The following is a 12,892-nucleotide window of genomic DNA, read 5'->3' on the forward strand; positions in this document are numbered from 1 at the left end:
TTATTTATTAATTTCTTACCATAGACTAAATTTAAGTAAGGTTATTAGAACTTTATCTTAATCTCCGCATTCTTTAAACAGGGGGAGCTATTTAATGGAAAAGTGGTTATTTTGGGGACTTATAGAAGCTTCCACTGTCTTATTTGCCGTTGCCACTTATTTTTCTTGGCGCGCGTGGAATATTTATAAGCAACCAACGACGGAAAACAAGACAGATCCAACAAACACAAAAGTGGATGAAACAGAATTAGAAGCACCCCAAGAAAACCCTGCAAGCCCAGCTGAAGTCGCAGACGCCTTTATGCAATACATTGACCAACACATTAATGTTGCATTAGACAAATTAGAGGCGATTAGAGAAACACCAAACAAATATCTGCAGACAAGGAATAAACTCAAACTTTGGGGTACTATATTAAAGGCTCAGAAGGCCATGTTTATGAATAATAAACAAGATGATCCTTTGCCAATTTTACAACGTTTTTTATCGTCCGTTCTGGATGCTGTGACTAAAGAAAGCCAAAACACCGTTCGCATTGAGTCACTCAAAACAATGCTTGCGGAAATTAGCCGTAACATACAAAGCGCAACTAAAGAAGTAGCGCAAAAAATCTCATCTCTTGAGCAGCAAAAAATCATACAAAGTGAACTACGCACAACCCTCTCCCAGAAAGACAAAGTGATGAGTAACATTCAAGCCAAAGAGGATGAACTTAAAGAGCTAAATCGTTTTGTTAAAAAATCACGTCAATTGATCCAAGATCTAAAAACTTCGCTTGCTAACACAAATAATCAAGAACTGATTTCTTTTTCTGAAACATTTAATGCCACTCAGCAGCAAACAGAGCGCAATACTGACTATGACGATTATCACAGCCTAAAAAAACTAACCGCACTATCTAAACGGCAACAAATTGTAATCGATCAATTAAAAGCCTCGCTTCGATCGTCTAAATCAAAAAAGCATTCTGAGGAAGATAAAGAGTCTCAAGCACTGGCTCTGAAAAAAATGATGAAGCTTACTGAGGAATCAGACAGCCTAATTCAGCAATTAGAAAATGAAATTAGTAACGAAAATCTAACCATTGAAGGGATGAAAAATAAACTGTCTCAAAAAGAAGAAAAAATCAAACAGCTTGAATTAAAAATCAAAGACAGTGATTCAAGCGTCTCTGAGTCACTCAAATCAAATTCACAGCAAAAAACAGCCACACTCAATACCTATAAAACCAATATGAACAATGCCAATCATTTAACGGAAGAGCACGTCCAACAGCAGGCATCTGACGTTGAACAACTCGAGCGCTTACTTAAAGAATCCGAAACCTGTGTCGCCTTACTGACAAATGAATTGAGCTCAGTAGAAGAAGAGAATATTAAATTATTACAACAAGTTGGGGGTATTTCGCAGCAGCAAGCTAACGATAACAAAGAGCAAAATGACGAAGCATCCTTTAAGAGACTTAACGATGAAATTTCAATGCTAGAAAAAGAAATCAATAAACTTAATATCAGCCTTTTAGAGTCCCCCGCCCCCAACAATTACGACACAATAAAAGCCCAATTCAAATCGAAAGAATTGGAATTACAAAGACTGGAATTTGCCCATTCAGATTTAGAAAAGAAGTATTTAAAAGCCGTAGAAAACAAAGAAGCCAACGACTGACAACATGGACGACTGCCACAAACTGTTGGCTTCTTTTACTTAACACTATGCTCTGGTTTTATTGTCTTGTTAAACGATCGTTGCTTAGTGTCACATTATAAGTAGCACGATATGGATTAATATCCAATCCTCCCCGCCTTACGTAACGCGCATAAACTAAAAGAGATTCAGGCTTACATTGACGCATAATATCGATGAACATACGTTCGACACATTGCTCATGAAAGTCCGTATGCTCTCTAAACGAAATAACGTACTTCAACAGAGAAGCATGATCAATCGCCTTCCCCTTATACTCAATATGCACTGAGCCCCAATCTGGCTGATTGGTAACCGGACAGTTTGATTTGAGTAGATGACTGACCAAGCTCTCTTCTACACTTTCGCCACGTTCGCCACTCTCACTCAATTGCAATAATGCCGCATTTGGATGGTATTCTGTCACCTCCACATCAAGCTCATCAATACAAAAATCAGGCTTAATCACTACTAGAGATTCCATGGCTTCTAGATTACGAATAACCACATCCACATCCGCACCGGAAGCTTTTGATAAATCTTGGGACATCAATGATACCACCTCATCTTGACCCTCAAAGTGCGTTTGATTGAATGAATTCAGGTACAATTTAAAGGATTTTGACTCTACTATATTCGGCGAATCGCATGGAAAACGAAATTCAGCCAGTGCAACAATAGGTTTACCTTTTTTATCAAGCCAAGACACCTCATAAGCATTCCAAATGTCTTCGCCAAAAAATGGCAGTTTTTCAGACTCAATCCCCATTTCTGACCATTTGTCTACTCGCGCAATTGGAAACAATAAATTTGCATCGTATTTCGCAACGTATTCTGTTTGTTGTCCTAAAGGTAAAAAACCCATTTATATAGCCCTTAATCTCTAATGCCTTGACCACGGTTTAATAAGTACAAACCGTAACTAAAAAGTACAACAATAAACGACAAAATGATAAAAATCGCCCAATTTACATCTATATCAGATACCCCAAGAATACCAAACCTAAAGGCATTAACCATATATAACACAGGGTTTAGCAAAGACAATTGCTGCCAAAATCCTGGCAGTAAATCTATCGAATAAAACACGCCACCAAGATAGGTCAGAGGCGTTAGGATAAAGGTCGGAACGATCGAAACATCATCAAAGCTACGCGCAAAGATGCCATTGACAAAACCGCCTAACGAGAACAAAACGGATGTCAAAACAACAATCAAGACAGTAATAAAAAGGTGCTGCACCTGCAGATGAGTAAAAAATAACGACAAAATAGTGACAATTAACCCAACAAGCAAGCCTCGTGACACGCCACCTAATACATAGCCCATGAGTATTACCCAATTCGGCGTTGGTGATACCAATAGCTCTTGAACGCTATGTTGGAACTTGGCTGAAAAAAAGGAAGAAGACACATTGGAATAAGAATTAGTAATAATGGACATCATAATCAAACCAGGAACGATGTATTCCATGTAACTAAAGCCACCCATTTCACCAATTCGAGAGCCAATTAAATTACCAAAAATGGCAAAATATAAGATCATTGTAATGGCTGGCGGCAATAGTGTTTGAGGCCAAATACGCATAAAGCGTCGAATTTCACGACGAATAATCGTCAGGAATGCAATGAATATTTCAAACTGACTCATTCTTTATCCTTAGTTAACTTAACAAACAACTCTTCAAGGCGATTGGATTTATTTCTCATACTTGTCACTCTCATACCCTGTTCAGATAAATACGAAAACACGCCATTGAGTGCATTGCCTTTAACCACTTCCACTTCAAATGAATGGCCATCATTAATGAATTTTAATGGGTAACCTTCTATCTCAAACGGAGCGGTAACCTTTTGCTCAAGATCAAATATAAAGGTTTCCATATTCAATGTTTTTAGCAATGACTTTACGCTGGTATTTTCAACAATCTCACCGCGATTAATAATGGCAATGTTACGACACAATTGCTCCGCTTCTTCAAGATAATGCGTCGTTAAAATAATTGTCGTGCCTTGCTCATTAAGCTTTTTAATAAATTCCCACATAGAACGACGCAACTCAATATCAACTCCTGCGGTAGGCTCATCCAGAATGAGTACTTGAGGCTCATGTATGAGGGCTCTAGCAATCATCAATCGTCGTTTCATACCGCCCGATAGCATTCTAGAGGGCGTGTCTTTCTTATCCCAAAGGTCTAGTTGCTTTAAATATTTTTCCGCTCGTACGCCCGCGACGTCTCTATTAATTCCGTAGAACCCCGCTTGAGTAACGACAATATTAAAGACAGTCTCGAAAACATTAAAATTAAATTCTTGCGGCACCACACCTAAATATTTTTTAGCGATCGCAAAATCTTTATCAATGTCCACACCAAAAATGGACACTTTCCCGCCCGTTTTATTGACCAACGAGCATAAAATACCAATTGTTGTCGATTTACCCGCTCCGTTAGGTCCCAAAAGAGCAAAGAAGTCACCCTTGTCAACGGTTAAATTAACCCCTTTAAGTGCCTCAAAACCACCTTCATAGCGTTTTTTAAGATCACTTATTTCAATCGCATGTGTCATAATCTATCTCTAGAGGCAAATGGCCCAATTATTCATTAATTATTAAACAGGTTTTTTTAGTGAACTTACGTACCCAATATATTTTAGATTCATTCACTGAACTCAAACAAAGAATGTTTGAACATCTCCCCTTTGATCAAACGCCACTTGCCGAAGAGGAAGAGGACTTTTTGCAAAAGTGGGATGACCTCATGGAAGAAATTAAATCACTTTCTCATGACTACCTTTTTACAGCTCAAGAGCTGCTTGCAAGGCTAATTCGATGCTACCCAAATCTAACCGCATTGATTAAAAGAGAGCTGCTGTGGTTTGTTGGTGGAGAGTGTCTTCACTTTTTAGGTGACGAAGAACTGGCGTTATATCAAAAATTTGAAGAAACCGCATACGAATACGAACAAAATGGACAAGATTATGATATTGCGTCTTTAATTAGCGAGTTACGTAATAAAGAAACGCCTAATACGATTACCCATTAGATATGCCTGGCATAATTGGCTTACGTTAGCGAATTATGCCACCAATTACATTTTCTTAAACACCAAGGTTCCATTCGTTCCACCAAAACCAAAAGAATTATTCAGTACAACGTTTATCTTTCTTTTTTGTGGGGTCAATGGAACATAATTCAAGTCACACCCTTCACTCGGATCTTCTAAATTTATCGTCGGTGGAGCCACTTGATCTCTAATGGATAAAATCGAAAAAATAGACTCTACAGCACCTGCAGCACCTAACAAATGCCCTATCATAGACTTAGTAGAGCTTATAGCCACATCTGAAGCATCAGCCCCCATTAAAGACTTCACAGCATTACTTTCCGCCAAATCGCCCGCCATTGTCGATGTGCCGTGTGCATTAATATAATCAATTTCGGAGGGGTCAGTCGCCGCATCTTTCAATGCAGATTGCATTGCAGACAAAGCACCTTCACCTGTTTCTGGAGGCGCGGTCATATGGAAAGCATCATCACTCATTCCAAAGCCGCTTAATTCGGCATAAATTTCTGCGCCACGGGCTTTAGCATGTTCATATTCTTCCAGTACCAGTATTCCAGCACCGTCTCCCATGACAAAACCATCTCGATTTTTGTCCCAAGGGCGACTGGCCGTTTTAGGATCATCATTACGAGTAGAAAGCGCTCTTGCGGCGCCGAAACCGCCAATACCAAGTGGGGTAATCGCCATTTCAGAACCACCCGCTATCATCACATCGGCGTCACCATAAGCAATCATTCTACCAGCCATACCAATATTATGCGTACCCGTTGTACAAGCTGTAACAATAGAAATGTTTGGGCCTTTAAAGCCAAAACGTATAGCAATGTGCCCAGATATCATATTAATAATGGCACCAGGTACAAAAAAAGGAGAAATTCTCTTTGGGCCAGATTCAAGCAATAGGCCAACATTCTTTTCTATCATTGGCAAACCACCAATACCAGAACCTATAGCACAACCCACTCGAGTAAAGTCAACCGCGTCCTTATTAATTTTAGCATCGTCTAGCGCCTGTACAGCCGCAGCAACACCATATTGAATAAAGAGGTCCATTTTTCGTGATTCTTTAGCAGTCATGTAAACAGAAGAATCGAAATTCGTTACTTGAGCGGCAAAGCGAGTAGAAAATTGCTGTGCGTCAAATGCGACTATATCGGAAACACCGCTCTTTCCTTCAAGCACATTGTCCCAAGTCTCTTTAACATTATTGCCAAGAGGCGTCACCATCCCCATACCTGTGACAACAACCCGACGACGTGGCATATTTTTCTCCTAAACACGCATTAAATTTGGTCTGACATAAATAAGAAAAGCCGCTGTAAAAAATACAAGCGGCTCTTCTAAAAACTTATTTCACTAAAAATTACAAGTTTGCGTTGATGTAGTCAACCGCAGCTTGAACTGTAGTGATTTTTTCAGCTTCTTCGTCTGGAATTTCAGTATCAAATTCTTCTTCCAAAGCCATAACAAGTTCAACTGTGTCTAGAGAATCTGCACCTAGGTCATCAACAAAAGAAGCCGCTAACACTACTTCTTCTTCTTTAACACCAAGTTGTTCACAAACGATTTTTTTAACGCGTTCTTCAATGCTACTCATTAGAAGTTCCTACTATTATCATTATAAAGCTCAATTGAGCATGATGAATTGTTCAAATTATTTAAAAGATTATATCTCAATGAACCGGTTACCTATTTTCGTTGATCTTTAAACAAAATTCAACTCAAATTACGCCATATACATGCCGCCATTAACATGTAATGTCTCACCGGTTATATATGCAGCGCCTTCTGATGCCAAAAATGCCACAGCGGACGCAATTTCTTGTGGTTGCCCCAATCGAGACGCAGGTACTTTTTCCACTAATTTTGCTTTATGTTCATCAGGCAAATCTTTTGTCATATCAGTTTCAATAAAACCCGGCGCAACGCAATTTACAGTAATGCCACGAGATGCAATTTCGGCCGCCAAAGAACGACTAAAACCTTCAAGGCCCGCTTTTGCAGCCGAATAGTTTGCCTGTCCAGCATTCCCCATAGACCCCACGACCGAACTTATCGAAATGATACGACCAAAACGCGCTTTAGTCATACCTCGCATACACGCCTTGGTTACTCGGAAGACAGACGTCAAATTGGTATTTAGTACCTGCTCCCATTCATCCTCTTTCATTCTTAACATCAAGTTATCACGAGTGATGCCAGCGTTGTTCACCAATACCGTAGGTGCGCCAAACTCACTCGAAATCAGCTTAATGACTGAATCAACAGATTCTGAAGAAGCAACATCTAATACATAGCCTTTGCCAGCATTACCAGCCGCACCCAAGTACTCACTAATGCTTTGAGCACCTTTTTCACTAGTCGCGGTTCCAATTACAACGGCACCTTGGGAAGCAAGCTGTTGAGCAATAGCTTTACCAATACCTCTAGTCGCACCCGTTACTAATGCAATTTTTCCTTCAAGACTCATGCTTATCTCCGTCTTATTTAGTTTTATCTTTTATTTGTCTAACGACACTATTACATTCAATAAAATAGTTTTTATCTTTTGCTTTCTTCAATCGCAGAAGAAAAATCACTAACATTGCCAATACTAGACGCTTCTAACCCTTTGACAATGCGTTTATTTAAGCCTGTCAGCACTTTTCCAGGGCCGCATTCAATCATCTTACTTACACCCAAACTGGACATTAACGCAACCGATTGAGTCCACAACACAGGTTCACTTAATTGTGAAACAAGGTTCTTTTTAAGCAACTCAGGATCAGAAACCGCCTCTGCAGAGACGTTTTGTACCAATTTACATACGGGTGATTTGAATTCAATTTTATCTAATTCAGCCGCCAACTTTTCCCCTGCAGGCAACATCAATTCGCAATGAGAAGGAACACTGACAGGTAGAGGCAACGCGCGCTTCGCACCTGCCTCTTTCATCGCTACCATAGCGAGCTCCACACTTTCTTTTTCGCCTGCAATAACAACCTGACCCGGCGAATTAAAGTTTACTGCACTCACCACACCCGCCGTCTCGGAGCATACTTTTACAACAGTCGTATCATCGAGACCTATAATCGCGGCCATTGCACCTTTCCCTGCAGGCACCGCTTGCTGCATGTATTCTCCACGAAGCCTCACAAGATTCACCGCATCCTTGAATTCCATAGCACCAGCACATACTAAGGCGGAATATTCACCGAGGCTATGTCCAGCTAGGTACTCAGGCAATCCACCTTGCTGCTCACCCCACAAACGCCATAATGCAACACTTGAAGTTAATAATGCTGGTTGCGTTTTATCCGTCTGAGATAAGGACTCTGCATCATTTTGCACTAAATCCCATAAGTCGTATCCCAGAACCTCGGATGCCTCTTTAAACGTCGCTTGAATAATTGGATACGCCAAGGCTAAATCAGCCAACATACCTATCTGCTGCGAACCTTGACCTGGAAATACAAACGCTAATGTAGAATTCATTAAACAACCTCTTTATTTATCTTGGCAGAAATTTTTTCGTGCAAATTATTTTTTGCCATCTCGATTCCATATTCAACGGCACCAGTTAGCGCTATCGCATCTGAGCCGCCATGACCTTTAACAACATTGCCACCAACGCCCACCAGACATGCACCATGATTGCGCCCACCCTTAAATAAAGAATGAATAATATCTTTATCATGACTGGCATTTAATTCTGTGTTGATGAAGGACAACAAACCTTCGGATGCTTTTAAAACGGCATTCCCAACCATGCCATCGCATACAATGACATTTTTCTCCCCTTTGAATATCTCATCTCCTTCGGCGTAGCCAGCATACACTGGCCAAGATCGCCTACTTAATGCCCTATCCACTTCTCGAATAACAGAGCTACCTTTACTTGACTCAACACCGACATTAAGCAACCCTACATGAGCTATTTGATTACCACATGCTTCAATGTAGGCCGCACCTAAGCAGGCAAAACCTTCAAGCATGGTTGCTTGACAATGAACGTTTGCCCCTAAATCCACCAGACAACGTAATGGGGCGCTACCTAATTCACGAATAAGAGCAGGGTACAACCTTGGGCGAACGAGCCCTAAAATAAAACGAGATAAGGCAACCATCACCCCAGTATTGCCGACTGTAACAACCACATCATGCTCTTTGCTTGAAAGGCTTTTGAGCGCTTTGTATAAGGTAGTTTCTTTGCGACGAAATAAGGCTCTATCAACGATGTCATCTTGTAAAATATAATCGGAGCAAGAGACGGTAGAAATAGGTAGATTAGATGAATTAACAGGGGAATAAGATTCGTGATGATAGATTGAGATATCTACATCATCATATTTTTTAAGTACTTCGAGAGCACTCTCAAAAGCAATGCGGGGACCTAAGTCCCCGCCCATAGCGTCTATAGCTACCCTAATCATACTGGGTATCTTAGTTATTCACCTTTTGGGGTGATAACTTGACGACCACGGTAAAAACCATCAGCAGATACATGGTGACGACGGTGAATTTCACCAGTAGATTGCTCTACAGATAAAGTTGGTCCAGTCAATGCATCATGTGAACGACGTTGGCCGCGGCGTGAACGAGTCACTTTACTTTTTTGTACTGCCATTTTGGAGCTCCTAACTTACTTGGCTTTTAATTCTGCCAAAATACTAAATGGATTCGGTTTAATTACCTCATCCTCTGCGTCATCGGTAGACGATGCGTACTTTAAAGCTGCTGGGTTGCAACCACTTTCTTGATGATAAGCGACTATAGGCAAAGCAAGAAGTAATTCTTCCTCTACCAATTTCGACAAAACAACTTCTCCATTGGTCATGACAACTGGATCATATTCTTCAGGAATTTTCTTTGCATGGTCTTCGTCATAAACAAAAGCCAAACTTAGATCAATATCCAAGTCATATGACACAGGCCCAAGGCATCTTTGACAGATGATTTGAACTTGTGATTTTAAATTGCCCGTCGCAATATAGCGCCGATCTTCGTCCACTTTAAAGTCCAGATGAACAACAACTTCCCCAACATCTGATGCCAAGGCAGCGCAAAGCTCCTTAAGCTGGTTAAGGGGCAAAATACCACTGATAGAGAGCTCATGATTCGCTTCTCTGCGTGGATCGAAATATTTAGGTAAAGAGTCATTCAACATGGCGGCAAATAATATTGATAAGAGGCCCGATTGTCAAAGCAAGAATATTCTAAATGCATCTTTTTTATGCTTTTATAAGAATTAAAGTGTAAATTGTATGACTTTAAAGCAATTCCTAACAAAAAAGAGAGAAACTTTGTGAAAGCACCTCTGATTTTGGCGTCCTCCTCTCCTTATAGAAAACAACTTTTAGAACGGCTGCACCTGGATTTCATTTGCATCTCGCCAGATATAAATGAAACAGCAAAACAAAACGAAACCGCTTACGAACTTGTCAATAGACTCGCCTATGAGAAAGCGTCTGCGGTTAATAGCCAATGTAAAGGCAATGGAATTATTATTGCGTCGGATCAAGTTGCGTTATTAGATAGGGTTATTTTAGGCAAACCTCATACACCGGCAAATGCCATAAAACAATTATCCCAGTTTAATGGAAAGAAAGTCACCTTCCTCACCAGTTTGTATGTACTCAACAGCACAACAGGTCAGTACGAAAGTGCCACTGATGAATACCATGTGTATTTTCGGAACTTAACTCAAGCTGAAATTGAAAATTACATAAAAATAGAATCGCCACTCAATTGCGCAGGAAGTTTTAAATGCGAGGGGTTGGGCGCCACGCTCTTTACTAAAATGGAAGGCAATGATCCGACCGGCTTAATTGGCTTACCATTGATCACCCTTTCCGAGCTACTTAGAAAACATGGCGTTAACCCACTAACCCAATTACCAAAAGCCATTAGTTGAAAACAAACGTTAAATCATCCCTTCCCTTTTGCAAGCCGTAAACTTAAATCAAAAAGGAAGGGACATGTCTTCAGTGCATTTTAACGGTTGAAACAAGCTCTAAAATCACACCGACCCCAATGGATTTGGCGAACTCTTCCCACGGCTCTTTTCGAGGTTCGAAGTATACAACGTCAACGCCTTCAAACTTACTATCTAGAACCTTATGAAAACTCATCAAGCCATCTGACAACCCCATATTGACTGATTGCGCACCAGAAAACACCATCCCAGAAAACACATCTTGCGTTTCTTTAAGCCTTGCACCACGCCCATCTTTAACCGCCGTTATAAATTGCTGATGCGTTTCATCTAAAACCGCCTGCCATTTGGCTTTAGCCTCTTCTGTCATAGGCACAAAAGGATCCATAAAAGCTTTATTTTCCCCAGAAGTAAAAGTTCTTCGCTGAACACCTATTTTTTCAATCAAGCCAGATAAATCAAAACCGGATGAAATAACACCTATTGAACCGAGCAAACTGGCCTTATCGACGTAAATCTCATCAGCCGCAGAGGCAATGTAGTAACCGCCTGAGGCCGCCATGTCTTCCACAACAACAATGACTGGCACGGCAGGGTGAGACAGCTTTTTCTCTTTAATCGCATCATAAATAATGCCAGAGTGAACCGGACTGCCTCCAGGACTATTTAATCGAAGCACCACACCATGCAACTTAGATTCTTCATAAGCCTCGTTTAAGAGCTTAACAACAACATCAGAATCGATCTGTTCGCCCGAACCAATGACACCCGTTAACGGCAACACAGCCACAAAAGGTTTACTAATGGCACTCTCGCTGTAATCTACTTGATTGAAAGTAACAAAAATCGCAACCGCAAATAGGGCCAAAAAAGCAAATCTAAAAAAAATCTTCCAACGCCTAGCACGACGCTTTTCTTGAACATTCTCTGATAACACTTTCTCTAATAATGCGTAAACAGAACGCCCCGTATCAGACTCACCTTTACTTTTCGGCGATATCTTTGAACGCCCATCATCTTCCAGCAACTCCATTTGCCCTTTAACGCTATCCTCTTCCTCAGTCCAACTCATACATTATTCCCAACTACATCTATTAATTTAGAAAAATCATCCATTACAGTAAGCGGCCCGCAATTACGTAAACGTTCTTTTTGATGCGCCCCATAACTCACACCAACCGATGGCATTCCAATCGCTTTCGCCATCATAAGATCATACTCTGTATCACCAACCATCACAGCCTGATGAACTGAAACACCTAGCTCATCAAGCAATTCCTGAAGCATTAATGGGTCTGGCTTTGACTTTGTTTCATCCGCACATCGAGTCGCCGCAAAATAATGCTCCGTATGCGTTTCTTTAAGCGCCCTATTTAAGCCTCTGCGAGATTTTCCTGTGGCAACAGCCATTAGAAAACCTTGAGACTTTAAATGCTCAAGCACTTTCATTACGCCATGATAAGCAAGAGGCGTATCATAATCGCCGGCCATAAAAATGCGTTTGTACTCCTCTATAACCTGCATTTTTTTCTCTTGCGACTCTTCAGGCCAAACTTTTTCAGTGGCCTCAGCCAGACCAAGCCCTATAATTTCCTTAATATCATTAGGCACTCGATTCGCAACCCCAACCTTTTTACCAGCCAAAATCATGCAATTACAAATCACCTCAATCGAGTCGAATAAGGTTCCATCCCAATCAAAAATCACCAACTTAATCATTTCAAGCCTTAATATAATCACTACAAAACAGGTAAGATACGCACTTCAATACATTATGGAGCACTTTTATGCCTGTAACATTAGATATCAATACCTTTTCCATTGACCAAACTATTGAAACAACCAACACAACAACAAAAGAAGACGTTCATTTATTCGCCCAAGTCACCGGCGATACGAACCCAGTTCACTTAGACGATGACTATGCCGCCACAACAAGTTTTGGCAAAACCATTGCTCACGGCATGCTAACCGCCGGTTTCATCTCCGCCGCCATAGGCACAAGACTACCTGGTCCAGGCTGCATTTACCTAGAACAGAGCCTTAAATTTAGAGCCCCTGTTTTCATTGGCGATACGGTGACAACACGCTTAACCATTGTCGATATCAATGTTCGACGAAAACGCCTGACATTAAAAACAGAATGCATCGTCAATGACAAAGTGGTCGTCAGCGGTGAAGCCGTAATTATGATACCTATCTAAAACAACTCTTTTTGCCTCAAACACCT

General features: G+C 40.8%; 16 protein-coding genes. 4 read left to right on the top strand and 12 right to left on the bottom strand.

Annotated features, from left to right (window positions below):
- Positions 1-94: 94 nt before the first annotated feature.
- A complete protein-coding gene (locus IEZ33_RS11125; RefSeq protein WP_191600139.1) occupies positions 95-1,666 on the top strand; it encodes a coiled-coil domain-containing protein in 1,572 nt (523 codons plus the stop codon).
- Positions 1,667-1,724: 58 nt separating this feature from the next.
- On the opposite strand, the gene queF is transcribed toward IEZ33_RS11125, so the two are convergent.
- The 3 genes from queF to IEZ33_RS11140 are packed head-to-tail and all read right to left on the bottom strand — an operon-like array spanning position 1,725 to position 4,251.
- Entirely contained in the window at positions 1,725-2,549 is an 825-nt protein-coding gene (gene queF / locus IEZ33_RS11130; RefSeq protein WP_191600140.1) for an NADPH-dependent 7-cyano-7-deazaguanine reductase QueF, read from the bottom strand.
- Between the two features lie 11 nt (positions 2,550-2,560).
- Positions 2,561-3,334, bottom strand: a complete 774-nt coding sequence (locus tag IEZ33_RS11135) for an ABC transporter permease (protein ID WP_191600141.1) — start codon at positions 3,332-3,334, stop codon at positions 2,561-2,563.
- Entirely contained in the window at positions 3,331-4,251 is a 921-nt protein-coding gene (locus IEZ33_RS11140) for an ABC transporter ATP-binding protein (RefSeq protein ID WP_191600142.1), read from the bottom strand. The genes IEZ33_RS11135 and IEZ33_RS11140 overlap by 4 nt, the downstream gene beginning before the upstream one ends.
- Before the next feature lie 59 nt (positions 4,252-4,310).
- Between IEZ33_RS11140 and IEZ33_RS11145 the strand changes: the two genes are divergently transcribed.
- Positions 4,311-4,727: a PA2817 family protein gene (locus tag IEZ33_RS11145; protein ID WP_191600143.1), complete on the top strand. Its 417-nt coding sequence runs from the start codon at positions 4,311-4,313 to the stop codon at positions 4,725-4,727.
- A 45-nt stretch (positions 4,728-4,772) separates the two neighbouring features.
- Here the strand turns inward: IEZ33_RS11145 and fabF are convergent, their stop codons facing one another.
- From fabF to IEZ33_RS11180, 7 genes are all read right to left on the bottom strand, one after another.
- Positions 4,773-6,011, bottom strand: coding sequence for a beta-ketoacyl-ACP synthase II (fabF, locus tag IEZ33_RS11150; protein ID WP_191600144.1), 1,239 nt, complete (start codon positions 6,009-6,011; stop codon positions 4,773-4,775).
- A 100-nt stretch (positions 6,012-6,111) separates the two neighbouring features.
- Complete coding sequence (gene acpP, locus IEZ33_RS11155) at positions 6,112-6,345, bottom strand: acyl carrier protein (protein WP_191600145.1); 234 nt, start codon at positions 6,343-6,345, stop codon at positions 6,112-6,114.
- 129 nt (positions 6,346-6,474) lie between these two features.
- The gene (fabG, locus tag IEZ33_RS11160; protein WP_191600146.1) at positions 6,475-7,218 is read right to left on the bottom strand and encodes a 3-oxoacyl-ACP reductase FabG; all 744 of its coding nucleotides are present in this window, start codon (positions 7,216-7,218) and stop codon (positions 6,475-6,477) included.
- Between the two features lie 71 nt (positions 7,219-7,289).
- The gene (gene fabD / locus IEZ33_RS11165; protein ID WP_191600147.1) at positions 7,290-8,222 is read right to left on the bottom strand and encodes an ACP S-malonyltransferase; all 933 of its coding nucleotides are present in this window, start codon (positions 8,220-8,222) and stop codon (positions 7,290-7,292) included.
- The gene (locus IEZ33_RS11170; RefSeq protein ID WP_191600148.1) at positions 8,222-9,160 is read right to left on the bottom strand and encodes a fatty acid synthesis protein; all 939 of its coding nucleotides are present in this window, start codon (positions 9,158-9,160) and stop codon (positions 8,222-8,224) included. The genes fabD and IEZ33_RS11170 overlap by 1 nt, the downstream gene beginning before the upstream one ends.
- A 14-nt stretch (positions 9,161-9,174) precedes the next feature.
- Positions 9,175-9,354 (bottom strand): 50S ribosomal protein L32, encoded by a 180-nt coding sequence (gene rpmF, locus IEZ33_RS11175; RefSeq protein WP_191600149.1) that lies wholly within the window; start codon positions 9,352-9,354, stop codon positions 9,175-9,177.
- 15 nt (positions 9,355-9,369) lie between these two features.
- Positions 9,370-9,783: a YceD family protein gene (locus IEZ33_RS11180; protein WP_240009508.1), complete on the bottom strand. Its 414-nt coding sequence runs from the start codon at positions 9,781-9,783 to the stop codon at positions 9,370-9,372.
- Between the two features lie 249 nt (positions 9,784-10,032).
- On the opposite strand from IEZ33_RS11180, the gene IEZ33_RS11185 reads away from it, so the two are divergent.
- Positions 10,033-10,641, top strand: a complete 609-nt coding sequence (locus IEZ33_RS11185; RefSeq protein ID WP_191600151.1) for a Maf family protein — start codon at positions 10,033-10,035, stop codon at positions 10,639-10,641.
- A gap of 70 nt (positions 10,642-10,711) precedes the next feature.
- Here IEZ33_RS11185 and sppA read toward each other — a convergent pair whose 3' ends face one another.
- The gene (sppA, locus tag IEZ33_RS11190; protein ID WP_191600152.1) at positions 10,712-11,734 is read right to left on the bottom strand and encodes a signal peptide peptidase SppA; all 1,023 of its coding nucleotides are present in this window, start codon (positions 11,732-11,734) and stop codon (positions 10,712-10,714) included.
- Positions 11,731-12,381: an HAD-IA family hydrolase gene (locus IEZ33_RS11195; protein WP_191600153.1), complete on the bottom strand. Its 651-nt coding sequence runs from the start codon at positions 12,379-12,381 to the stop codon at positions 11,731-11,733. Before IEZ33_RS11195 ends, sppA begins: the two co-directional genes overlap by 4 nt.
- A gap of 68 nt (positions 12,382-12,449) precedes the next feature.
- On the opposite strand from IEZ33_RS11195, the gene IEZ33_RS11200 reads away from it, so the two are divergent.
- Positions 12,450-12,866 carry a MaoC family dehydratase gene (locus IEZ33_RS11200; RefSeq protein WP_191600154.1) on the top strand — a complete coding sequence of 139 codons (417 nt, stop codon included), beginning with the start codon at positions 12,450-12,452 and terminating at the stop codon, positions 12,864-12,866.
- Positions 12,867-12,892: the final 26 nt, after the last annotated feature.

Origin of the sequence: Marinomonas algicola (genome assembly GCF_014805825.1) — a bacterium.
Lineage (GTDB): Bacteria > Pseudomonadota > Gammaproteobacteria > Pseudomonadales > Marinomonadaceae > Marinomonas > Marinomonas algicola.